Origin of the sequence: Neobacillus sp. PS2-9, from assembly GCF_030915525.1 — a bacterium.
Classification (GTDB): Bacteria; Bacillota; Bacilli; order Bacillales; family Cytobacillaceae; genus Neobacillus.
The window spans coordinates 4,327,028-4,351,290 of sequence record NZ_CP133269.1 but is presented as its reverse complement, the minus strand read 5'-3'; the positions used below and the strand labels follow the sequence as shown (position 1 = coordinate 4,351,290).

The window sequence follows — 24,263 nt, the reverse complement described above, 5'->3', positions numbered from 1 at the left end:
CAGTTTCTTTTTTTTATGAAAATTATAATTTATTAAGAACATAAGTGTACGTTATAATATATAATTGAAAGGGAATGACATTAAAAAAATAGATACTGTAATAATTTTTCCTCCCAGATTAATACTAGGCAAAAAGGGAGGAATCCATTTGGAAATCGAAAAAGATAGCAAATTTGAGAAAACGTTTCTACCGATGTCATCCATTGGCAATGGCGTTGGTATAGCTGTTCTCCCAGATGTCTTTAGTTATACGGACCAGATTGTCAATCTGATCTTGGTGGGAAACCCTAATGAGACAAATGAATTTGTACTGGTTGATGCCGGTATGCCTAATTCAGCAGATGAAATAAAGGAAATGGTCCAAGAAAGATTTGGTGAGCATGCGATTCCCAAGGCGATTATTTTAACACATGGCCATTTTGATCATGTTGGTTCGATTGCTACCTTATTAGAAGACTGGAATGTCCCTGTTTATGCCCACGAAGAGGAACTTCCGTATTTAACTGGACAGAAGGATTATCCTCCGGGTGATCCAAGTGTGGACAGTGGTTTGGTAGCCAAGTTATCACCCATGTTCCCTAATCATGGGATCAATATTAGTTCACTCGTAAACGCACTTCCATCGGATGGCTCTGTGCCATTTATGCCTAATTGGCAATGGATACATACACCTGGCCATACACCTGGCCATGTTTCACTATTCCGTGAACAAGATCGGACGCTAATTGCCGGTGATGCGTTTGTTACGGTCAAACAGGAGTCACTTTATAAGGTAATGACACAGACAAAAGAAATTAGTGGACCGCCCAAATACTATACGACCGATTGGGATGCTGCTTATGAATCCGTAAAAAAGCTTGAAGCGCTAAAGCCTCAGGTTGCTGTAACCGGACATGGTTTGCCAATGAGTGGTGAAGAATTGGAAGAAAGTCTTCATTACTTAGTTGAACATTTTAGTGAGATTGGCAGGCCTGAAAGTGGACGATATGTTAATTGATTTTAATTCTCAAGATTGGGGTTGCTATAGGATGCAGCCCTATTATTACGTTTGATTGTTCGTTAATAAGAACATTTGATTATGAATGTATCAGCATAAGTATAAGTAGGTAAACTGTTTACTAATCTAATTTTGATTTAAAGGGGGAGCCAATGAGATTTTGTATATTCCTGCTGGTTGCTGGGTTGCTAGATGCTGTTTTAACTCATTTTGGGATTGTTTCTGGATTTGTTACGGAAGGAAATCCAGTGATGAAGGTTGTTATTAGTAAAAGCTGGTCTTATTTTTATTTAATTAAAATATCTCTTCCACTTCTATTGCTCGGTTTGTTCTATTTACGGCCATTAAAGGGATGGACAAAAGCTCTTTTACTATCCACCTGTGTTTTATATTTTTCCGTCCTTGTGATTCATGCTGCATGGATGATCCTCTATTTTAATTCTTCATTTTAATCTATATCTTTGAATCTAGACACTCCACGGTAATTACGATAGTATCAATACGATATACAAATACTAATAATAAGAAAAATGATTTTTTTATAAAGGAGTACAATATGTTAAATACGTTAAAGCCTTTTTTACAGGAAGCATGGGAAAAGTCAGGGTTTCAAACTCCGACTTCGATCCAAGAGTCGGCAATCCCACTGATTTTGGAAGGCAAAGATCTAATCGCTGAGTCACCAACAGGAACAGGTAAAACACTTGCTTATTTACTTCCACTGTTAGATAAAATTGATACGGACGTGCAAGGTTTACAAGCTGTTGTACTAGCCTCTTCACAAGAACTAGTCATGCAGGTATATCAGGAATTTCAAAAATGGTCAGAGGGAAGCGGAGTCAGAGGCACATCCATTATTGGCGGGGCAAACGTGAAACGCCAGCTTGAAAAATTAAAAAAGCGTCCCCAAGTCATTTTTGCTACACCAGGCCGTCTGTTTGAATTAATTAAACAAAAAAAGGTGAAAATGCACGAAGTGAAATTGGTTGTCCTTGACGAAGGCGATCAGCTGCTCATTCCAGAGCATTTAAACACAGTCCAAAACATTGTTAAATCAACAATGAATGACCGTCAAGTGGTTCTATTCTCTGCGACAATGAAAGCAGCAACAGAAAAGTTGGCAAAGGAGCTTACAAAGGATCAAGAGGTTCTACGCATTGAAAAGGATGAAATGGCTTCTTCTGGAGAAGTTGAACATATTTATTTTTCATGTGAACCACGAGACAAAATCAAGCTTCTTGAAAAAATTGTCCGCTTGGAAAACAGCAAATCCCTTGCGTTTATTAATGATATTGGTGAGATTCAAGTGTTTAAAGAAAAATTACTTTTTAAAGACCTTTCCATCGGCATTCTTCATAGTGACATGAAGAAACTGGAGCGTCAGGCGGCTTTAAAATCGTTCCGTGATGGTAAAATGAAGATGCTTATTGCGACGGATGTGGCAGCAAGAGGACTTGATATTCAGGGAGTAACCCATGTTGTTCAGATTGATTCACCAAAGGACATTGCTCAATATGTCCATAGGGCAGGTAGAACAGGTAGAATGGGTGCAAATGGAACGATAATTTCTCTTGTTACAGAAAGAGAAGAAAGAGAACTAAAACGCTATTGTCGTGAGCTAAATGTTCCGCTTCAAAAGAGAGTATTTTATCAAGGTCAAATTTCTGAAGAAAATCAACGAGTTCAAAAACAAAAAAGATAAACATAAAATGGGGACAGTCCCCCACTGCGCTAAAGCGCCGGGGGACTGTCCCCAAAAAAGCGGTGGAGGATTCCACTGCTTTTTTTGCCTCGAAAAAAGGATTTAGGCCGTTTATCTTGAATTGTAAAAGAATTGGAGGGAAGACAATGGAAAACATAAAATTAAAACAAATGCATGATGAGTGGCTTGAGGAAGTAACCATCACTGAAATCCAAGAGAAATTGGATAGCGGTGAGCTTACATCAAAAGAACTGGTTCTCATGTACTTACATAGAATTTCGCTTTATGATCAAAAGTTGCATTCTATCCTTGAAATTAATCCGGATGCTTTGCATATTGCAGAAGCATTAGATGCGGAGAGAAGGGAAAAAGGCCCACGCAGCCAATTGCATGGAATCCCCATTTTAATTAAAGATAATATTGATACTCACGACAAAATGCATACAAGTGCTGGATCTCTAGCCTTAAAGGATTCGATTGCTTTAAAGGATTCTTTTGTCGCAGAACAGTTACGAAAAGCAGGAGCAGTCATTCTTGGAAAAACTAATATGACCGAGTGGGCTAATTTCATGGCAAATGGAATGACAAGCGGCTATAGTTCTCGAGGCGGTCAGGTACTCAATCCATATGGACTAGGGACCTTTGATGTCGGTGGCTCGAGTGCTGGATCAGGAGCGGCAATAGCGGCCAATTTTGCAGCTGCTGCAGTAGGTACAGAGACCTCCGGTTCAATCTTGAACCCATCCTGTCAAAACTCTCTTGTAGGAATCAAGCCAACGGTGGGATTAATTAGCAGAAGAGGGATTATTCCGATTGCGCATACACAGGACACCGCTGGACCGATGGCTAGGACGGTGCAAGATGCAGCCATTCTGCTAAATGCTTTGTGTGGAAAGGATGAGCAGGATCCCATTACGAAAACAAATCCGTTTAATCACTTTGACTTTACCGAGTTTCTTTTAAAAGAAGGACTTAAAGGTAAAAGAATCGGTATTGCACTCGATGGATTCATGGAGCTTTTAAGTAAAGAGAAGCAAGCAATTGTGGCTTCAGCTGTAGAAGCGTTGAAAGCATCAGGAGCAGACATTGTTGATAATATTGAAATTCCTTCTGCAAAAGCGAAGTGGAAATATGATGTGTTAACCTATGAATTTAAGCCAGATTTAAATGCCTATTTGAATCAGTTGCACCCTTCTGTAGGTATTCGATCGCTAGCCGATCTGATTGAATTTAATCAGAAGGATGAGGAAAAAATGCTTAAGTTTGGGCAAGCGGTATTGCTTGAATCGGAAGGCACGAGTGGAACACTGACAGAGGCTGCCTACTTCGAAGCTTTGGAATTTGATCTTTATCATTCGACAAAGCAGGGGATTGATTATGCTTTAGAAAAATATGAGTTGGATGTCATCATTTTCCCTGGTGAAGAAGGGTCACATATTAGTGCAAAAGCGGGATACCCATCTATCGCTGTTCCTGCAGGATTTACAGCTGCAGGAGAACCTGTAGGTATTACGTTTGCAGGAACGGCGTATAGTGAGCCACTGTTAATTGAAGTAGCTTATGCTTATGAACAGATGACAAAATGTAGAAAAGCCCCTGTCCTTAAATAAGAATAAGCTGATTTGTTTTCACCCATACTATCAATGTATTTCTTATTTCTCGAAAAGGAGCTGGTAAGTGTGGGTAGACAGAAACTGGGAAATCAGAATGCACAACGGAATAACAATCGTAAAAAGCCAATGGTCATGAGCGAGGAGCTGGTGGAGTTTACAACCGGCGAAGCGATCAAACACAACCGTCCGAATAGTAAATAAAAGAATTTAATCATGCACACGTGATTTCATCATTCGTGAAATCATGTGTGCATTTTTTGTTTTACTCCCTTAAGGGCCTGGGGAGGAGCCATGGATATGAAGGACAAAACCAGGCACGGACACATGAAAATTGTCTTTCATCAAGGGGATGAAGGACAAAACGAAGCGGTGGCACATGGAAAATGTCCTTCATCAAGGGAATGAAGGACAAAACTAAGCACGAGCATATGAAAAATGTTCTTCATCAAGGGGATGAAGAACAAAACGAAGCGGTGGCACATGGAAAATGTCTTTCATCAAGGGGATGAAGGACAAAACAAAGCGCGGACACATGAAAAATGTCCTTCATCAAGGGGATGAAGGACAAAACCAGGCTCGGACACATGAAAAATGTCTTTCATCAAGGGGATGAAGGACAAAATCAAGCCTAAATACATGAAAAATGTCCTTCATCAAGGGGATGAAGGACAAAACCAGGCTCGGACACATGTAAAATGTCCTTCATCAAGCTCATGAAGGACAAAATCAAGCACAAACACATGGAAAATGTCCTTCATCAAGCTCATGAAGGACAAAACCAAGCGCGAGCACAATGATAATGTCCTTCATCCAAACAAATAGCAACATACTCCACTTTATGGAGCCAACAAATCATCCTTTCTCAAGCAGATCCAGTGGTTTTCGTGCTGGGCCTTCAATTACATCGCCTGCATACGAGAAACGTGAACCATGGCATGGGCAATCCCATGATTTTTCAGCATGATTCCATTCACATTCACACCCTAAATGAGTACAAGTGGTATCCACAATATAAAGCTTACCGTTCTTATCCTTATAGGCACCTGCTCTTTTTCCTTTATACATAACAACTGCGCCTTCACCATCTTGAAGATCATCCGTAACTTTCTCAACAATTTCAAGCTTACCCTTCAAGAGATGCTTGGCAACATCAGCATTGGTTGTGAGGGCATTCGATAAATCTGGATCCGCCTGAAAGCGGGAAGGGGAGTACAGCTCTTGGTAAGGATTGCCTCGTTGCATGACATAATTAGTTAATAAATGACCGGCAAGAATTCCCGTCGTCATACCCCACTTTTTATAACCAGTAGCTACTAATATATGTTCACGTCCAGATGTGATTTCCCCGATATATGGCAGTTTATCAAGCGTCACTAAATCCTGAGCAGACCACCGATATTCATACTCCTTAATCCCAAATACCTCTTCAGCGAAGGCTTCAAGTGCTTCATAATGCTTTAATGTATCGACACCCTGCCCCGTTTTGTGGTTTTCACCACCGATGATTAGTAATTTCTCCCCGTTATAAGGTGTATACCGAATCGAACGGGTTGGACTGTCTGCACTGATATACATCCCACCTGGATACTCTTTGTCCGTCTTCAGGCCAATGGCATAAGAACGGTCTGCATACATCCTAGCAAAATAAAGCCCAGGCTTATCATAAAAAGGAAAATGGGAGGCCACGATTACGTGCTTACAGCTTACTCTTTGCCCATCCTTCGTTACCACCTTTGGTTCGGAATAATCGTCCTCGATATCCTCGGCCGTTGTGTTCTCATAAACCATGCAGCCTGCCTTTACCGCTTCTTCTAGCAGAGCTTTAAGGAATTTGAGTGGGTGATACTGGGCTTGATTACTCATCATTAAGGCTGCTGTTGTTTGAATATTAAAGGGAATAGAGTCTTTCAAAGCACCATCGATGCCAAGACTTTTATATGCTTCCCATTCAGTTTGCAGCTTTTCTGAGTACTCATCTGTCACTGCATACATATAGGCATCTTCTTTACTGAAATCACAATCAATTCCATTGTCCTTCACCATTCTTTCAACAAAATGAATGGCATCCATCTGAGAATCAAAATAAAGTCTAGCCTTTTCTTTACCAAAATGATTGATTAATTCATCATAAATCAGACCATGCTGTGCTGTTAATTTAGCGGTAGTGTGGCCGGTTGTTCCATTTAAGACACTACCTGCCTCGATAAGGGCGACCTTTAATCCTTCTTTGGATAATAAATAGGCTGCGGTAACACCGGTAATTCCGGCACCGACAATCGCTACATCTACAGAGAAGTCTTCAGTTAATTTAGGATAAGAGGGAAAATCTATTTCGCGCCAAAAGGTTTTCGGAAACTTTGTTGTATTTTCAGATGAACTCATATGTATTCCTCCAGCTCGTAATAATCACATGTATAATTTTTCCTAAACTAAAAAAATCATGTGGTAAACGCAAAATTTATTTTTCTAGAACGTAAAAAGAACTCTGAGTTACTCAGAGTTCGAAAGAAAGGTATGATTCCAATTATTTAAACAGAATTACTTAAAATTAAAGGGGCTCCTTATCGGAGTTAATTTTATCGATTCGGGAAGAATCCTCTGAATCGAGCGCTCCTCGTAGGAAATGAAAGAGTGTACCACCTACAAAACCAAGACAAAGGACTAAACCGATGGTTGTGATCCACCAAATAGCCATTAAAAATCCCCCTTTATATTGAGGCTGAATTACATGCAAAAATTATAAGTCAGCCACTTTTCTAAAATATATGCTAAGGGGGGATTAATTTTACCAATGTTTCAAAGCTTTTATTTAGTCCTTGTCCTTTAAGTGTGAATAGTAATCAACCTTTTTAATATTAACACCGACGAAAGTTTCAATAATAGACTGACCGCCGGCAATAGAAAAGATTAAAATAATCACAAAGGCCACTCTTGGAAAAAGCAAATAGGCTCCGGCAAGTAAAATGGCACTCCAAACGCCCGCACACCAATAACATTTCAATAGATAACCAAACATAGAAGTGGGAACTTCCTTTGTTTCCGTACCATCCTGCGTTTCTACCTTCACCTTTTTGACAAAAGGTCTGCGAATAAATTCGGTAATCTTATCAAAGACAATTAAATGTGTTAAGCGGTAGCTCGCTAAAATTAACATAATATAGGTCATCCATGAAATTTCCCTCAAATCTCCATCCTCCAAAAATCAATTTGTAACAGGCAAAAAGATATTTTTTCAGTTCCTTGTATATTTTGAGCCTGAAATCAAAAATATATATTCGGAGGAGGCGAAAAAATGAAAAAATCTTTTTGGATTAGTTTGTTGTTCTTACTATCTCTTTTCTGTATTCCTAGCGTTTCATTTGCACAGCAATATTACACTGTTCAGCCAGGAGACTCGCTTTGGAAAATCGCTGTTAGGTATCAGGTTGGAATCTCAGAGTTAATTGCGGCTAACCCTCAGTTTAAAAATCCTAACCTGATCTATCCTGGTCAGAAGGTGACCATCCCTAACTTTGATGCGATTAAGAGTATAGAAAATCAAGTCATTCAATTAACCAATCAAGAGCGTGCCAAAAATGGAAAGCCGGCAATGACAGCAGATTGGGAGCTATCAAGGGTTGCTCGCTATAAGGCAAATGATATGCGAGATAAAAACTATTTCAGCCATACGAGCCCAACCTATGGAAGCCCATTTGATATGATGAAGAACTTTGGTATTTCCTATCGTTCGGCTGCTGAAAATATTGCTGCCGGTCAAACGACACCTGCATCAGTGGTACAGTCTTGGATGAACAGTTCAGGACACCGTGCCAACATCCTGAGCTCAAACACCCGTATCGGCGTGGGCTATGCTAAAGGCGGCTCCTACGGCTACTATTGGGTGCAAATGTTTATCTCAAAATAAGTTTCAAAATATCGAAAAAAGGGTCAGTTTTTTAAGCATTTTGCTTAAGGGGCTGACCCTTTCTACGTCTTGAGACCGATATAAAAATCAAGCTCAGGCGCAATTATGAGAACAAAAGAAAAAAGGTAAGATGAAATCAAGAAAAGAAAAGGAGTGAAACAAAATGAAGAAATTCGGTTTACTGGTAGCTGGAGGGATAGCAGCTATCATCTTACTTTCAACAATCGGTCCAATGGTGGGGTTACTTGTTAGCTTGGTGCTTCTCTACTTCATATTCAAACAATTTTTAAAGGCTGAATCCACTGGAGGGAAAATTGGACTTGGAATCATCGGTCTCATCGTCCTAGTGGCTTCCCTTCACAACGCACCAGCCATTATTGGAGTAGGCGCAGCCTATGTGCTGTACCTCGTTTATAAAAAATGGAATCAGAACAAGCACAGCATTAAAAAAGAAGAAGCAGATCCATTCGCCAATTTCGAAAAACAGTGGAATGAATTAAAAAATTATTAAACATTAGGACATTGGTGATTTTTTTCACCCTGTTGATTGGAGCGGAAGACGCGAAGACTCCTGTGGGAGTACGGGTCAGGGGAGACCCCGCAGGCGCAAGCGCCGAGGAGGCTCGCCGAAACGCCCACGGAAAGCGAAGCGTCTGGAGCGGAAATCAACAGGCTAGTTTAACAAAGATAAACTTAAAGGAGAGAATAAAAATGACAAACTTATTCACAAGAATTAAAAACACGATTACTGCGGATTTACACGAGGCTTTAGACAAAAAGGAAAATCAAAACCCAATTGCCTTACTGAATCAATACCTTCGCCAATCCGAGCAAGAAACAGAAAAGGTAAGAAAGCTTTTAGAACGCCAAAATACACTTAAGGATGAATTTACAAGAGAATATCATCAAGCGATGGAATTAGCAGAAAAAAGAAAGCACCAAGCAGAAGTTGCTTCAAAAGCGGGAGAATCGGAGCTGTGTCAATTCGCTGCTGCAGAACATCAACAATATGCTGATCGGGCCAGCCGTCTAAGCGCCTCACTCGAACAGGTGAATGGCCAGCTTGGGGAGTTAGAAAGAAAGTATGAAGAAATGAAGCACAAGCTTAAAGATATGCACCTTCGCAGAATGGAATTAATGGGACGTGAAAACGTCACTCGCGCCAATCTCCAAATCAACAAAGTGCTTGATTCAAATACGTATTCCGATGCGGCCTATTCAAAATTCAAAGACATCGAGAACTATCTTGATCGTTTAGAGCATCAAGTCAACAGCTCTTACTACCGCAATACCATTGATGCAAGGATCGCTCAACTAGAAAAAGAAATGAAATTAGAAGAAAGCAAGTCCATATAATAACAAATATGGTATTCTAAAGAAGGCGTAGGTTTCTACGCCTTTTATCCCATGAAAAATTAATAAATACATAAGGTAAAAAGGGAGGGTGAGCCGATGATTAAAAATAAAAAAAATGATTACTTAGGATGGCTTGTATTCATCGGTATAGTCATTTTGCTATTGGAGATTTTATTTTTCAATAAAGGGCTTATTTTCTCCCTTATTATCGCAGGTGGACTGATTTATATTAGCAGGAAAAAGGCTGGCCGTAAGTCTGGTAAGATCCTTTTCATTGCTGGAATTATTATCTTTGTTATAAGTGTCTTTAACATGATGACCTTTCGCTTCTTATTATTAGCGATATTACTACACTTTTTTATCCAATACTTACAATCAAAGAAGAATCCAAAAAAGATTCCATTAGATATTCAGACTCAAGAAACAACTGCCCCGGAAGAGACGGTTATTAAAGTTGAGCCGTTGTTTGAAAATGTGTTGTTGGGTCAGCAAAAGACACCAGTAGGCGTGTACGAATGGAAGGATGTTAACATCCAGACCGGAATAGGGGATACCGTTATTGACCTCAGTTACACGATGCTACCAAAAGGGGAAACAGTAATTTTCATCCGAAACCTGATCGGTAATATTCACATCCATGTTCCATATGAAATAGATGTATGCATTAACCATTCCTGTGTGGTGGGCTCAACAACTGTGTTTGGAAACCACGAACCGAGGATATTTAATCAAGTTTTTCAATTGAAAACTCCAGGTTATGAGGAGTCAGAGCAAAAGGTGAAAATCTTTACCTCACTTATTGTTGGGAATTTAGAGGTGAGCCGGATATGAGTACAACCCAGCGCCAGATCGTCTGGAGTGTCGCTTGCTCGTTCCTCATGGCCCTTATTGTTGCAGCAATTTTCACCATTGTGTTTCCATTAAACAGCTGGTCTGAATTGTGGAAACGGCATTTCATGGATATTCCATTTGTTATTTTTATTCCTGCTTTCAGCATTGTCATTGGGATTCTCTTGGGTGGGGTTTCTGGTTTATTTTGGCGGAAACAGTTTCTTGCTATTGATCATTCCCTTCATCAATTAGAGCAGGGAAGAGCTGCGGAGGCAGAAGGTAAGCCTGCCATTGTAGAAATGCAAACCATTGCCGAGCGGATTGATAAAATTGGTAAACAAATGTCAGAGCAAGTGAAGTTGTCCCAACGTTTAGCTACTGAAAAAGTAGAAGATCAGGAAGCAAGGATTCAAGAAATTATTGAGCAGGAACGAAACCGTCTTGCACGTGAATTACATGATTCAGTCAGTCAGCAACTTTTTGCCGCATCAATGATGATGTCCGCCATTAATGAAACAAAACAAGAGTCTGAAAATGAGCGCGAAGCAAAGCAGTTGAAATTGGTGGAAGAGATGATTCATCAATCCCAGCTTGAAATGCGTGCGCTCCTTCTTCATTTGCGTCCCGTTGCCTTAAAGAATAAAACGCTGCAGGAAGGAATGGAAGAGCTGTTAGTCGAATTATCTCAAAAGGTAACAATGGATATTAATTGGAAAGTAGAAGATTTTCCATTAGATAAAGGTGTCGAAGATCATCTCTTCCGGATTCTGCAGGAATCAATCTCAAACACATTGAGACACTCGAAAGCAAGCAGCTTAGAGGTGCTGATGGTCAAACGAGATGATTTTGCTATTCTTAGGATTGTTGATGATGGAATTGGTTTTGAAGTAAACGAGATGAAAGCCGGTTCTTACGGGATGCAAAATATGCATGAACGGGCACTAGAGGTTGGAGGTACCTTAAAAGTCATTAGTGTCAAAAATAAAGGAACAAGGCTGGAAGTGAAAATTCCGGTGATGATAAATGGAGATGGTGCGAATGATTAGAGTCGTGTTTGTTGATGATCATGAAATGGTGAGAATCGGGGTTTCCTCTTATTTATCCGCGCAACCTGACATTGAAGTGGTAGGTGAAGCAGATGATGGGAAAAAAGGGGTCGAGCTTGCTCTCGAACTGCGCCCTGATATCATTTTAATGGATTTGGTTATGAAGGAAATGGACGGGATTGAGGCAACAAGGCAAATCGTTGAACAATGGCCGGAAGCAAAGGTTATTATTGTTACAAGCTTCTTAGATGATGAGAAGGTGTACCCAGCCCTGGAGGCAGGAGCAACCAGCTATATGCTGAAGACTTCTAAAGCTGGTGAAATTGCCAATGCTGTTCGTGCTACATACCATGGTCAATCCGTACTTGAGCCGGAAGTGACGGGAAAAATGATGGTGAAGATGCGCCAAAAACATACTCATCTGCCCCACGAAGATCTGACCAGCCGGGAGTTAGAGATTCTGCTACTAATGGCAGAGGGAAAAGCCAATCAGGATATTGCCGATGAACTCTTCATCGCACTAAAGACCGTCAAAACCCATGTCAGCAACATCCTAAGTAAGCTAAATGTACAAGACCGAACCCAAGCAGTGATCTATGCGTTTAAGCATTCTTTAATCAAATAAAACCGAGAAACTATCCATAAAACAGGATAGTTTTTTTTATTTAATTGACTGTGTTACAGAACAGTGTTGATATTTTACACCCTGTTGATTGGAGCGGAAATCAACAGGCAAGTTAACAGCGCCAAATTAATTAAAAAAGTAATTGAAAATTCTTCTCAATTACTGTTATTATATTAATAATGAAAATCATTATCATTTACCAGGAGGGTTTTTACATATGAAACTACTAAAAATATCAGGAACGTTATTATTATCTAGCAGTCTTCTATTCGGATGCTCAAATACAGAGAAGACTTCTACAACGGAAAAAGTCAAAGAAACAAAGACTCAAGCTTCAGCTGCTCTTGAAGGGGTATCAAAAGAGTACCGCGAATACGCAATCGGTGAAATTGAGGAATTTGTTAAGGCAACGGAGGCCTTTACTACTGCTGTAAAAAACGGTGATGTGGAGAAAGCGAAACAACTTTATGCACCAGCGCGGATGCACTACGAACGGGCAGAGCCAATTGCAGAGGTATTCGGTGATCTCGATCCTAAAATTGATGCACGTGAAGGGGACGTACCGGAAGCTGAATGGGGCGGCTACCATAAACTTGAAAAAGGTCTATGGATCGACAAAACAACAAAAGGGTATGAGCAAATCGCCGATCAACTAATGAAAGACGTTAATCTATTACGTGCGAAGGTAGATACCGTAGAGGTGACACCTGACCTGTTAATTACCGGAGCAGTCGATCTTTTAAACGAGGTCTCGACTTCAAAAGTAACTGGAGAAGAAGACCGTTACTCTCATACGGATCTTTATGATTTTGCTGCTAACGTAGAGGGTGCAGAAAAAATTTACAAGCTTCTTCAACCAGCCTTAAAGGAAAAAAATGAGGAAGTCTCTAAAGAAATTCAAGCTCGATTTGATGATGTATATGCTTTACTGAGTCAGCATAAAAACGGTGAAGACTATAAACTTTATACGGAATTAACTGAAGCGCAAGTGAAGGAACTGAGCCAAGCAATCGATGCGCTTGCAGAACCGCTTTCTCAAATAGGAATGGTAACGGAGGCGTCTTAATTGACAACGAATACTACTAACAGCTTAGAGACATTAAATGAAAAAAAGGTTTCGAGACGCGATATTCTTAAAACAGCAGGTATCGGTGGGGTAGGAGTGATTCTCGGTGCATCTGGTCTTGGCGGAATCCTTTCCATCCAAGAAAGCAAGGCGGCAAGTACGAGGACAAATAAGGACGTTGTTCCGTTTTATGGAAAGCATCAAAGTGGAATAACTACAAAAACACAAAACCATGTTTATTTTGTTTCCTTAGATGTGACCACTACGAAAAGAGAAGAGTTAGTGAAAATGTTTAAGGACTGGACAAAAGCGGCGGCTTTGATGACAGAAGGAAAGGCCATCGGCGAACTCACTGGGAATGAATTTCTCCCCCCACAAGATACGGGTGAGGCAGCTGGGTTATCTGCCTCAAACTTAACCATTACCTTCGGCGTCGGTCCCTCACTTTTTCAAAATGATAATCAAGACCGGTTTGGGTTGAAACATAAGCAGCCGAAAGAATTAGTCGATCTTCCAAAATTTCCGCTTGATGCCTTGGAAGAGGAATGGACTGGCGGGGATTTGTGTATCCAAGCTTGTGCGGATGATTTGCAGGTAGCATTCCATGCGGTAAGAAACCTCATTCGGATTGCAAGAGGAAAAGCAACATTACGTTGGGCGCAATCGGGGTTCCAACGGACGAAACAAGCAGATGCCAAAAATGAAACACCTAGAAATTTATTTGGCTTTAAAGATGGTACCATCAATCCTGATGTAAATGATGAGAAGATCATGAACGAGCAGTTATGGGTACAGCCAGGTGATGGCCCTAATTGGCTTGTTGATGGAAGCTATCTAGTTGTCAGAAGAATTCAGATGTTCATCGAGGTTTGGGACCGAACCAACTTAAAGGAACAGGAAAATACATTTGGAAGACATCGTGTGAGTGGCGCCCCATTTGGTAAAAAAGATGAATTCGATAAAGTGGATCTGAAAGACATCCCAGCAGATTCACATGTCCGATTATCTCGAGGTGATGGGTCACAGCAAATTCTTCGCAGAGCCTATTCGTATTCAGATGGAATGGATAAGAAAACAGGAAGTTTTGATGCAGGATTGTTGTTCCTAGGTTTTCAGCGGAAGCCAAGTAAGCAATTTATTCCAATCCAAGAGAGACTAGCCAAAATGGATAAATTAAACGAATATACATCCCACCGAGGCAGTGCGATTTTTGCCTGTTTGCCAGGAGTCAAAAAGGGAAGTTTCATTGGAGAAACACTATTTAACTAGTGTTTTTCCTTTTAAGGGAGAGAGAGGCTTATGCAAAGATTTACAATATTACTTACGGTACTTTTCATCTTATTTCAAACCTTCCAACCTGTATCAGCAGAAGAAAACCATGATGAGCTTTTTGTGCTGATTGGAGACAGTTTAATGAAGGCAAAGGATGGGGAGTTAGCGGTTGTTTCTAGTAATATGGAACAATTTGCAGTTGATTGGAAGGAAATGAAGAAAGCAGATAGTAAGCAGGCTAAAAAGGTGGACCAGGAATTAAAAGAGGTTCAAAGCTTACTAACCAAAGGCAATGTAGAAAATGAGACACTTGCCAAAAGCCTTTCTTCTCTATCGAGTGCCGTTGTTTTGTATGACCAAGAACAAAATCCACAGGATAAAGAAAAAGCAAAAGAGCAGGTCAAACAATTACTCCCACTCATTAGCACTATGGAGAGTTCAATTAAAAATGGAGAGACTGCTAGTTTAAAAGGTCAATATCAAAAAATATTGAACCAATGGACGGCTTCGGAAAAACTTGTTCATGATGAGAGTATTGCCGCATACGGAAATATCGAAAAATACATGGCTCTCATACGAATTGCGATTAAACAAGAGCCAGCTGACCTGGAAAAAGCAAAGGCAAATCTTGCACAGTTAACGAAAGAAGTGAATAACTTTTTAGCTGGAAAGGTTTCAAAACAACTCGAGGGTGAAGCTTCGCTTTCAGATGTAGCCGCTTTGTTGGAAAAAGCTGAAAAGCAGATTTCTCAAAAAGAGTACAAAGGTGCGAGCTCCCAACTGAATGAGATTCTAAGCATTTGGCCAATGGTAGAAGGCGATGTTCAGACAAGGGACAGTGGGTTGTACAGTGATATCGAAACGAAAATCCCTACGGCTATCAGTCTGTTAAATTCGGAAAAGGTGAAGGCTGAGAAAGCTTCTGACATGATTAAGGAAATCAGTGATCGCCTTGCCCCTTTATTAAGCAAAACGAATTACACAATATGGGATGCAGCCCTGATTCTTTTACGAGAAGGTTTAGAAGGGTTACTCGTTGTCGCGACGTTAATTGCCTTTTTGAAAAAGATGGGACAGTCTTCAAAACAGAAATGGATTTGGTCCGGGGTTGTTGCAGGGATTTTAGCTAGTGCGGTTTTAGCGATTATCATCAACATCGTCTTTTCACAAATTGTTGCTGCATCAAGCAGGGAGTATATTGAGGGATTAACCGGTGTGGTTGCCGTAGTGATGATGCTGACAGTGGGGGCATGGCTCCACAACAAATCGAGTATTGGAAATTGGAACAAGTACATCAATCAACAAATGCATCAGGCAATCGCCAAAGGAAGTCTTCTCTCGTTTTCTTTCATAAGTTTTCTATCCGTCTTTCGTGAAGGCGCAGAGACGATTATCTTCTATACAGGAATTACCCCTTATATTAGCTTAATGCAGCTCGTAAGCGGGGTCTTGTTAGCGATAGTTATTTTAGTCATTGTCGGCTTTGTGATTATCAAGTACAGTGTGAAGATTCCTATTCGACTTTTCTTTAAAACAGCCACGATTCTAATATACTTTTTGGCATTTAAAATTCTTGGGATCAGTATTCATGCATTGCAAATATCTAATGTGATCCCGACCAGTACGGTTGAAGGATTTCCATTTGTGGATTGGATTGGACTTTATCCAACTTGGGAAACCACCTTATCTCAAGTGCTTTTACTTATAGTCATTATGTTTATTGTGTTTTTTATGAAAAAAAGAGAAGGAAAACAGATGGTTTCTGCAGAAGTTTAAAAGGGCGCTCATACGCCCTTTTTTTCGTCATTCGAAAAAAATTCCCCTACTAATCTTACAACTTGTCTCATAGGTTATTAAAAGTAAGATTGGGTCAAAGGGGAGTCGATGTATGGCTATTTACTATAGAGGAATCTTATTTTTGGCAGCTTCCGCTTTTTTAGGGGAAGGGATTGAAGTGCTGGTGAATATGATTCTTGCACGAGAGCTGGGATCACACGGATTAGGGCTTTATATGTCCATCCTGCCTTCTATCTTTTTAATCGTTTTACTATCAAGTTTTGAACTTCAGGTATCCATTTCTAAGTTTATTGCAGAAAGAGAAGAGCGCTACCATCGGAATATTTTGCATCATGCGATTACCATAACAGTTGTATTTACCAGTATTCTTTTTTTGTTAACAGCGGCTGTTCTTCCATTTATTCCAGTCTTTAATGCCTATCATCCTTATATTCGATGGCTGGTGATGATTCTTATTCCTGTTATTGCGTTTACTAGCGTTGCCAGAGGATATTTTATGGGTAAACAGCAGATGGGGAGAATCGCCATCTCTAACTTTATAAGAAAAATCATCCAGCTTGGTGGATTGTTTATCCTCTTCCGTTTGTTTGAGTTTGATTCACAGGAATCACTGTTAATTGCTATTGGAACTTTGATTGGCAGTGAAATTGTCGTCTTTCTTTACTTAGTCTACTTGTTTATTATTCAATTCCAACAATTGAAGCGCCAGCCTTTTTCAAACATCAATCGCAAAGTGGTACGGAAGAATCTAATGGCCGTTTCCGTCCCTACCACAGGACTTCGGTTGTTTTCTGCTTTCACTGGTGCGATTCAACCATTTATCATCAAAGCCGCATTGGTACACTCAGGAATGTCTGATGTACTGGCAACCGAACAATTTGGGATGTTAATGGGCGTAGCTGTATCGATCGGATTTTTTCCGGCCTTTATTGCCCATTCTTTAATGATCGTCCTGATTCCGGCCGTGTCAAAAACCCATTCGCAAAAGGATTATCCTACTCTACAAAAAATGCTGCAACAGGTGATGAAGCTTACTTTTATCTATGGAGTCGCAGCAGTAACCATTTTTTATTTTTTTGCTCCTGAATTAACATCGCTATTCTTTAAATCAGATACTTCGGCTGTATTTTTACAATTACTGTGGCCGTATTTCTTATTTCACTTTTTTATCATGCCAATGCAGGCCTTTATGATCGGTCTTGATTTGATTAAGGATGCCTTTATACACATCGTTTGGTCAATTGTCATCTCCTTTGGGCTCGTCTTATGGCTTGGTTCCTCGCCGGATTGGCGAATGAACGGAGTGATTATAGGAATGAATACAGGCTCCATTCTACTAGCGCTGATGCATTATTTAACTATCTGTAAAAAAATTGGCGTGTCTGTCTTTATGAAGGGCGTGAAAATCGGGGACAATCCCCCGTTGCGCTAAAGCGCCGGGGGACTGTACCCAAAAAAGAAAGTGTAGGGGTTCGGTCTGTCCATTCCGTCTATTAATATAGAAAGTTTTTTGTTTGGAGGGAATGGTAGAAATGAAACAGCAATTAGTGAATTCGTTTGAGGAATTAGTCAATGAATATGGGACAACCATCTATAAATATATTTTTTCGTTAGTCAAACATAAGGAACTTGCGGAGGATCTATATCAGGAGGTATTACTCTCTGCTTATTTAGCATATCCTTCAATTAAGGAGCAGGGTAAATACAAAAGCTGGTTATATACGATCGCCATCAATAAATGCCGTGATTATTGGCGGAAGGAAAATAAATCAAAGCATTTTTGGAAGGAAGAGGTGTATTCGTATTCTGTCTCAGTCGAATCTCCCTACATTCCAGAAGAAGAAGTCCTACATAATTTTTCTGCTCAGCAAATGGCGGAAAAGATAAACCTATTACCCGAAATTTATCGTTATCCTATTTATCTTTATTACTATCAAGATCTATCTCTACTAGAAATTGCGAAAAAAAGTAATCTTCCGATGTCTACTGTTAAAACAAGAATGAAAAGGGCGAAGGAACGGCTCCGGCCAAAAATGCTATCACTAGCCTAAATGCTCCATATGTAATTATTCTTTGAAAAGGGGAAGTTTAAGATGACTGGAAAAAGAATAAAAAATATTCCTGCCAATTTACTGCCATATATTTCAAAGCAACATTACCACCGTTATACGCCAATTGAGCATGCAGTTTGGCGTTTTGTTATGAAGCAAAATCATTATTTCCTAAAGGAAATTGCCCATCCTGCTTATGTGAATGGATTAAGAGATTCAGGGATCAAGACGGAATCCATTCCAAAAGTCGAAGATATGAATACGAGTCTTTCGAAGGTTGGCTGGGGGGCGGTGACCATCGATGGACTTATTCCAGGCTCTGCTTTTTATGGCTTTTTAGCTAACCGCCTCTTACCGATTGCAACAGAGATTCGGAACGTACAAAATATTGCTTATACGCCGGCACCGGATATGCTTCATGAAGCGGCAGGGCATGCGCCTATCCTTTTAGATGAAGCCTACCGCGAATTTGTAAGGAAAATCGGGGAAATGGGTGCAAAGGCTCTTTCGAGTAAAGAAAAAGCACAGGTATTTATGGCTGTTCGTCATTTAACGATTGTGGCAGAAGACCCCAATTCGACTCCAGAGCAAGTAAAAGAGGCCGAGATGCAGGTTGCTGAAGCGCGCAGCAAGTTGAAAGGTTTATCAGAAGCTGATAAGGTATCACGACTGTTTTGGTGGACGGTGGAATACGGATTAATTGGTGAGCTCGATCACCCAATCATATACGGGGCTGGCTTGCTATCTTCGGTGGGAGAGAGCCAAAGCTGTTTGAAGGATGATATCCGTAAAATTCCATTTTCCGTTGAAGCCTGCATAAGTACCCCTTATGATGTTACGAAACCGCAGCCACAGTTATTTGTTTGTAAAAGCTTTGAGGACTTAGTCGCGGCTATTGATGACTTTGCTTCGACAATGGCCTTCCGGAAAGGAGGAACGGAGAGTCTCGTTCAAGCACTGCAGACAGAAAACACGGCAACGATTTGCTTTTCCTCAGGCCTGCAAGTTACAGGAACTCTAGCTGATGTTTTAATAAATGAAAAAAAGGAAGCCGTTTATCTCAAGACGAAGGGTCCAACAGCATTGGCCTACAACAATCAACAATTGGATGGACATGGAAAAGAAACACATCGTAAAGGCTTTGGTACACCTATTGGTCGTTTAGAAGGAGATATTGTCTTAGAGCAATGTACGGTTGCGCAGCTAAAGGACTTAGGTATTTTTCAGGATCATAAGGTCCAATTAAAATTTGAGAGTGGAGTGTTGGTTGAGGGAACGGTGAAAGGAATTCTTTTTTCAGACTCCAAACCTGTTATTATCTCCTTTAAAGATTGCCAAGTAGCTTATAAGGATCAGGTACTATTTGAACCAGCATGGGGGACATTCGATATGGCCGTGGGTGCAAGCATTGATTCGGTCTTTGCTGGTGCTGCAGATCCTGATGCTTATTTTGAATGGACAGAGATAGAAGATACAGAGGAAGTTGTTGATAAACCAGAATGGAATGAGCTGGAAAATTTATATGAAGAGATTCGCCACATACGTGAAGGTTTGGTTTGGGATGAACAAAGTGCGGCCCATGTAGGAGAAGTTTTAGCCATCTTAGATGACCGGTATCCAAAAGAGTGGTTACTGCGCTTAGAGATTCTCGAACTTTATAAAATGCACGATGATGGTCATCAAAATGTAAACGCTATCATGAATAAGCTGCAAAATACTGACTGGGACTCATCAGTTAAACAAATGATTAATCGGGGATTAACTTTAATTAATTCCTTTGAAAAATAACATGGTTTAAATAAAGAAAATCGTGTTTTTTTGTAGGGATTAGTTGGTCTACGTGCCCGAGATGTGATTGATAAAAGGGAACTGGGTAACGTAGAAGCAGTCTACGTGCCCGAATTGGGTATGGAAAAGGGAACTGGGTAACATAGAATCGGTCTACGTGCCCGAGATGTGATTGAAAAAGGGAACTGGGTAACGTAGAAGCAGTCTACGTGCCCGAAATGGGTATGGAAAAGAGAACTGGGTAACGTAGAAGCAGTCTACGTGCCCGAATTGGGTATGGAAAAGGGAACTGGGTAACATAGAATCGGTCTACGTGCCCGAGATGTGATTGAAAAAGGAACTGGGTAACGTAGAAGCAGTCTACGTGCCCGAAATGGGTATGGAAAAGAGAACTGGGTAACGTAGAAGCAGTCTACGTGCCCGAGATGTGATTGAAAAAGGGAACTGGGTAACGTAGAAGCAGTCTACGTGCCCGAGATGTGATTGAAAAAGGGAACTGGGTAACGTAGAAGCAGTCTACGTGCCCGAGATGTGATTGAAAAAGGGAACTGGGTAACATAGAATCGATCTACGTGCCCGAAATGGATCCAGAAAAGAGAACCGGGTAACATAAAACCAGTCTACCTAATAAACTAGGTACTAATAAAGTAAAAGGAGCTTGGAATGTGATCCAAGCTCCTTTTACTATTAATCTTTACTTGATAGAATCCCCAAGATACGAAGAATGCTAATGAATAGGTTAATAAAATCAAGGTATAGGTTTAAGGCCATCAATGGAACTTCTTCTGCTCTTACACCGTAATGCTTCATTCGGCTGATATCAAAAAGTACATACCCGCTAAATACGACTACACCAATAAAGGAGTAAGCAAGCATTCCTGTTGAGCTTAACGGGAAGAAAATATTAAAGATGGAGATGGCTACTAAAGCAAGCAGTGCAGCCAGCAAAAATCCACCTAAAAACGAGAAATTACGTTTTGATTTTGCCGCATAAATAGAAATACCTGTAAAGACAACGGTAGTACTTGCAAAGGCCATAACTACTACGTTTGCTCCTGATGTCGCTAAGTAGTGAGCGACAATTGGGTATAGTGTGATACCAGAAAGAAAGGTAAAGACATAAAGGAATGAGTACGAGATGGCTTTTTTTCGTCTTAAAAAGAACGCAGATATAAGCATGACAAATTCTAAAATATACAATGGAATCATAAGCCAAGACGGTACAATAAACGCACCAGCCATTGTGCCTAAGAAAGCGATAGCAAGTGATAGAGCAAATGTCCGTAATACGGATGGCATAAACTCAGTAGATGTTTGAGTATACAAGTTTTTCACCTCTAAATTTATTTGTTACTAGAATATACGTACAAGAGGTCAAGATGTTTCATTTTTTCTTAAAATATCTCGATCTTCCTTTAATAAGTCGCGAATTTCAGCTAAGAGTTCTTCTTGGCGGTCAATTTTTGCTACAACCACAGCGGGTTCCTCTTTCTTTTTAAAGCGATTAATGAATTTTACAAATAGGAAAATAGAGAAGGCGATGATAAAGAAATCAACAACAGTTTGAATAAATTGTCCGTATTTTAAATCATGATAAGCAAGTTTAGAAAACGAGTCTGTTTTTCCAATCAATAATCCAATTAATGGCATAATGATATCTGAGACCAGAGACGAGACTATTTTTCCAAATGCCCCCCCAATAATAACCCCAACTGCTAAATCAATGACATTGCCCTTCATGGCAAATTTCTTGAATTCGTTCCACATGACATACTGCCCCCTTTCTTATACTTAGTATTATTGTACCTTTATACCCTATCCTTCTCAAGGCTTCCCATAAAATGCTGATTGACAGTGGACGCAAAATTCACTATAGTTACTATGAAATTAATTACATGGATACCCGAATACTGGGGAGAGGTTCATAGCAGACACCCTCTATAAAAAACTATGGAAATGGAGAATTCAACCATATCCTTAGGATATGGTTTTTTATTTCTTTCTTATAGTTATAACCGGGTTATATAAGGAGGACTAACAATGGCAGAAGGAAGAACAGATGCTGAATTAGAAGGTGTAACATTATTAGGAAATCAAGGAACAAAGTATTTATTTGAATACACGCCAGAGGTTCTAGAGGCGTTTGATAATAAACACCCGAACCGTGATTACTTCGTAAAATTCAATTTTCCTGAGTTTACAAGTCTTTGTCCAAAAACAGGACAGCCTGACTTTGCTACAATTTATATCAGCTATATTCCGGATCAAAAGATGGTGGAAAGCAAATCGCTTAAGCTTTATCTTTTCAGCTTCCGTAATCATGGAGATTTCCATGAAGACTGCATGAATATAATCATGAATGATTTAATTAAGTTAATGGATCCTCGCTATATTGAAGTATGGGGCAAATTCACGCCAAGAGGCGGAATCTCCATTGACCCTTACTGCAACTACGGCAGACCAGGTACGAAATACGAGCAAATGGCTGATCATCGTATGATGAACCATGATTTATACCCTGAAAAAATCGATAACCGCTAAATTTGGGGACAGTCCCCCGGTGCGTTAATGCGTAAAAGGAGCAGCTGCTAGCAGTTGCTCCTTTTTATGATATGAGTTTCATTTTTATGGCCTTTACAGCGGCATCCGTCCGATTTTTAGCTTCTAGTTTCTGAATGATAACGGATATATAATCTCGTACGGTATAGCTGCTCAGATGGAGTTTTTCAGCTGCTTCATTGATAGAGGCACCCCCTGCGATCAATTGTAATACCTCTTTTTCACGCATGGTTAAGACAGAGTGCGTCCCACCGAACTGGTGTAAGGCTTCATCCCATATAGAATACAACAATTCCCCGGCATAATGCCCAAATTTGATGAGCGTCGATAGGGTTTGCATGCTGATATCAAAATGTGAATTTTCGCCTTGATCTAATAGAGCAATCCCAAGCAGTTTGCTTTTAGTGGGAACGAAGATGGGTAACACCACTAATGAGCGAAGTTGAAATTCATTTACATATTTTTTGGGTAACACATCTAAGGCATTAGAAAAGTAAAGCGGCTGCGAATGGGTTAACGAGCTTAAATATTTTTCTATTAAAGAGAGCCCTAATATTTCTTCTTGGATTTGCTGCACAGAAGGAATGCTGACATTATAGCCCGAAACACCAATCCCTTTATCTTCGTAATGATTATACAAAAACAAACCACAGCGGCTAAACGGCATATAGTCGACTAACCCCTTTGTAATCGCCTTTACGGCATCATCCACGCTCCGTGCACGTAACAAATGCTGTAAGAAGAGGAGAGACCCATCCTTCCACTCCATCCTGCTCTCAAGCTGTTGGAGCTTTAACTGTCGAAGATACATACCTCTAATAAAATCACATTGATGTTCTGTAATCGTCGTTCCAGGATCCCGTACACAAACAAGTAACACATCATTCAGACAAGGTACCTGAACAATGTCCGATTCCTCCTCGCCTGTGCCGATTAGTTTATTTATCGCTGATGAAAGATGGCTGATTTGACTGGCTTTCAAATTGGAGCACATGTCGATTAAATGGGTGTCTACAGCATAATCGTCTGAACAGACAATACTTTCAATTTGGTAATTCTCCAGCTCCTTTTTAACCACAGCCGCCCACTTCATGGGAATGATATCAGTGACGATCATATTTTTAATCCACTTTTTATTTTGTTCTTCCCAGCTTTGTGTTAACAATGCCTGATCCATCATTCGTGAAAAAAACGATTGTATGGCCTGGTGGTCAAGAAAAGTAGCTTCCGATTTTTCTGCTAGAAGCTTATGAAATATATTTTCAATCGTTGAGACGAGAGAAATGGAATCGGATTCATTGTATTCGGTCGAAAATCGATTTTGCCATTCTGTGAGAATCGAATGGATGAAGGTATCTGCATTTGTAGCTTTTCCGGCTGAAACCTTCTTTAATGCTATTTGAATCATCGTATCTATTTCATCTACTAAATGATCATTTTGAATCTTTAATGTAGGTTGAAGTTTCCTCCATTCCATCAAGAAGGGCTCTTTCAGTTCAAGTAAGAGGGTCATCCCTTTTTGTACAAGCTGTTCGATTTTATGCTTCATTGTCATCCACCTCCGTAACGAATGCTTCTGCTTTTTCTAAATAATACGAAGAAAAAATTTCCAATATGTCCGTAGTGAAAAAACTGTACCCGTCATTTGTCGGGGGT

24 protein-coding genes and 1 riboswitch are annotated in these 24,263 nt (G+C 40.1%); of the genes, 18 read left to right on the top strand and 6 right to left on the bottom strand.

The window, feature by feature from the left end; all coding sequences use genetic code 11:
* Positions 1-193 precede the first annotated feature (193 nt).
* From RCG25_RS21785 to RCG25_RS21765, 5 genes are all read left to right on the top strand, one after another.
* On the top strand, positions 194-997 hold the full coding sequence (locus tag RCG25_RS21785) for an MBL fold metallo-hydrolase (protein ID WP_308084246.1): 804 nt from the start codon (positions 194-196) through the stop codon (positions 995-997).
* A gap of 152 nt (positions 998-1,149) precedes the next feature.
* Entirely contained in the window at positions 1,150-1,449 is a 300-nt protein-coding gene (locus tag RCG25_RS21780) for a DUF5658 family protein (protein ID WP_308080909.1), read from the top strand.
* A gap of 104 nt (positions 1,450-1,553) precedes the next feature.
* Positions 1,554-2,699, top strand: coding sequence for a DEAD/DEAH box helicase (locus RCG25_RS21775; RefSeq protein ID WP_308080908.1), 1,146 nt, complete (start codon positions 1,554-1,556; stop codon positions 2,697-2,699).
* A gap of 146 nt (positions 2,700-2,845) precedes the next feature.
* Positions 2,846-4,309 (top strand): amidase family protein, encoded by a 1,464-nt coding sequence (locus RCG25_RS21770; protein WP_308080907.1) that lies wholly within the window; start codon positions 2,846-2,848, stop codon positions 4,307-4,309.
* A gap of 386 nt (positions 4,310-4,695) precedes the next feature.
* Positions 4,696-4,821 (top strand): hypothetical protein, encoded by a 126-nt coding sequence (locus RCG25_RS21765; RefSeq protein WP_308080906.1) that lies wholly within the window; start codon positions 4,696-4,698, stop codon positions 4,819-4,821.
* Between the two features lie 343 nt (positions 4,822-5,164).
* Here RCG25_RS21765 and RCG25_RS21760 read toward each other — a convergent pair whose 3' ends face one another.
* From RCG25_RS21760 to RCG25_RS21750, 3 genes are all read right to left on the bottom strand, one after another.
* Positions 5,165-6,694, bottom strand: a complete 1,530-nt coding sequence (locus tag RCG25_RS21760) for an FAD-dependent oxidoreductase (protein ID WP_308080905.1) — start codon at positions 6,692-6,694, stop codon at positions 5,165-5,167.
* A gap of 166 nt (positions 6,695-6,860) precedes the next feature.
* Positions 6,861-7,007, bottom strand: coding sequence for a hypothetical protein (locus RCG25_RS21755; protein WP_308080904.1), 147 nt, complete (start codon positions 7,005-7,007; stop codon positions 6,861-6,863).
* 114 nt (positions 7,008-7,121) lie between these two features.
* Positions 7,122-7,496 carry a DUF1360 domain-containing protein gene (locus RCG25_RS21750; protein WP_308080903.1) on the bottom strand — a complete coding sequence of 125 codons (375 nt, stop codon included), beginning with the start codon at positions 7,494-7,496 and terminating at the stop codon, positions 7,122-7,124.
* 108 nt (positions 7,497-7,604) lie between these two features.
* On the opposite strand from RCG25_RS21750, the gene safA reads away from it, so the two are divergent.
* The 12 genes from safA (at position 7,605) to RCG25_RS21690 (ending at position 20,048) form a co-directional block, all read left to right on the top strand.
* A complete protein-coding gene (gene safA / locus RCG25_RS21745) occupies positions 7,605-8,216 on the top strand; it encodes a SafA/ExsA family spore coat assembly protein (protein WP_308080902.1) in 612 nt (203 codons plus the stop codon).
* 163 nt (positions 8,217-8,379) lie between these two features.
* Positions 8,380-8,727 carry a lmo0954 family membrane protein gene (locus RCG25_RS21740; protein WP_308080901.1) on the top strand — a complete coding sequence of 116 codons (348 nt, stop codon included), beginning with the start codon at positions 8,380-8,382 and terminating at the stop codon, positions 8,725-8,727.
* Positions 8,728-8,927: 200 nt separating this feature from the next.
* Complete coding sequence (locus tag RCG25_RS21735; protein WP_308080900.1) at positions 8,928-9,572, top strand: PspA/IM30 family protein; 645 nt, start codon at positions 8,928-8,930, stop codon at positions 9,570-9,572.
* Between the two features lie 96 nt (positions 9,573-9,668).
* Positions 9,669-10,403: a cell wall-active antibiotics response protein LiaF gene (gene liaF, locus RCG25_RS21730; protein ID WP_308080899.1), complete on the top strand. Its 735-nt coding sequence runs from the start codon at positions 9,669-9,671 to the stop codon at positions 10,401-10,403.
* Positions 10,400-11,449, top strand: coding sequence for a sensor histidine kinase (locus RCG25_RS21725; protein WP_308080897.1), 1,050 nt, complete (start codon positions 10,400-10,402; stop codon positions 11,447-11,449). The genes liaF and RCG25_RS21725 overlap by 4 nt, the downstream gene beginning before the upstream one ends.
* Positions 11,442-12,074 (top strand): response regulator transcription factor, encoded by a 633-nt coding sequence (locus RCG25_RS21720; RefSeq protein ID WP_308080896.1) that lies wholly within the window; start codon positions 11,442-11,444, stop codon positions 12,072-12,074. The genes RCG25_RS21725 and RCG25_RS21720 overlap by 8 nt, the downstream gene beginning before the upstream one ends.
* A gap of 217 nt (positions 12,075-12,291) precedes the next feature.
* On the top strand, positions 12,292-13,140 hold the full coding sequence (gene efeO / locus RCG25_RS21715; protein WP_308080895.1) for an iron uptake system protein EfeO: 849 nt from the start codon (positions 12,292-12,294) through the stop codon (positions 13,138-13,140).
* On the top strand, positions 13,141-14,409 hold the full coding sequence (efeB, locus tag RCG25_RS21710) for an iron uptake transporter deferrochelatase/peroxidase subunit (RefSeq protein WP_308080894.1): 1,269 nt from the start codon (positions 13,141-13,143) through the stop codon (positions 14,407-14,409).
* 30 nt (positions 14,410-14,439) lie between these two features.
* On the top strand, positions 14,440-16,188 hold the full coding sequence (locus RCG25_RS21705; RefSeq protein WP_308080893.1) for an FTR1 family iron permease: 1,749 nt from the start codon (positions 14,440-14,442) through the stop codon (positions 16,186-16,188).
* A 112-nt stretch (positions 16,189-16,300) separates the two neighbouring features.
* Positions 16,301-17,641: a polysaccharide biosynthesis protein gene (locus RCG25_RS21700; protein ID WP_308080892.1), complete on the top strand. Its 1,341-nt coding sequence runs from the start codon at positions 16,301-16,303 to the stop codon at positions 17,639-17,641.
* 100 nt (positions 17,642-17,741) lie between these two features.
* Positions 17,742-18,260: an RNA polymerase sigma factor gene (locus RCG25_RS21695; protein WP_308080891.1), complete on the top strand. Its 519-nt coding sequence runs from the start codon at positions 17,742-17,744 to the stop codon at positions 18,258-18,260.
* Between the two features lie 42 nt (positions 18,261-18,302).
* Positions 18,303-20,048: an aromatic amino acid hydroxylase gene (locus RCG25_RS21690; protein WP_308080890.1), complete on the top strand. Its 1,746-nt coding sequence runs from the start codon at positions 18,303-18,305 to the stop codon at positions 20,046-20,048.
* 687 nt (positions 20,049-20,735) lie between these two features.
* On the opposite strand, the gene RCG25_RS21685 is transcribed toward RCG25_RS21690, so the two are convergent.
* Positions 20,736-21,374, bottom strand: coding sequence for a Bax inhibitor-1/YccA family protein (locus tag RCG25_RS21685; protein WP_308080889.1), 639 nt, complete (start codon positions 21,372-21,374; stop codon positions 20,736-20,738).
* Positions 21,375-21,422: 48 nt separating this feature from the next.
* Complete coding sequence (gene mscL, locus RCG25_RS21680; protein WP_308080888.1) at positions 21,423-21,815, bottom strand: large-conductance mechanosensitive channel protein MscL; 393 nt, start codon at positions 21,813-21,815, stop codon at positions 21,423-21,425.
* A gap of 144 nt (positions 21,816-21,959) precedes the next feature.
* Positions 21,960-22,006, top strand: a riboswitch (PreQ1 riboswitch).
* 82 nt (positions 22,007-22,088) lie between these two features.
* Here mscL and queF point away from each other — a divergent pair.
* Positions 22,089-22,589, top strand: a complete 501-nt coding sequence (gene queF, locus RCG25_RS21675; protein ID WP_308080887.1) for a preQ(1) synthase — start codon at positions 22,089-22,091, stop codon at positions 22,587-22,589.
* A 64-nt stretch (positions 22,590-22,653) separates the two neighbouring features.
* On the opposite strand, the gene RCG25_RS21670 is transcribed toward queF, so the two are convergent.
* A complete protein-coding gene (locus RCG25_RS21670; RefSeq protein ID WP_308080886.1) occupies positions 22,654-24,156 on the bottom strand; it encodes a LuxR C-terminal-related transcriptional regulator in 1,503 nt (500 codons plus the stop codon).
* Between the last annotated feature and the right edge of the window lie 107 nt (positions 24,157-24,263).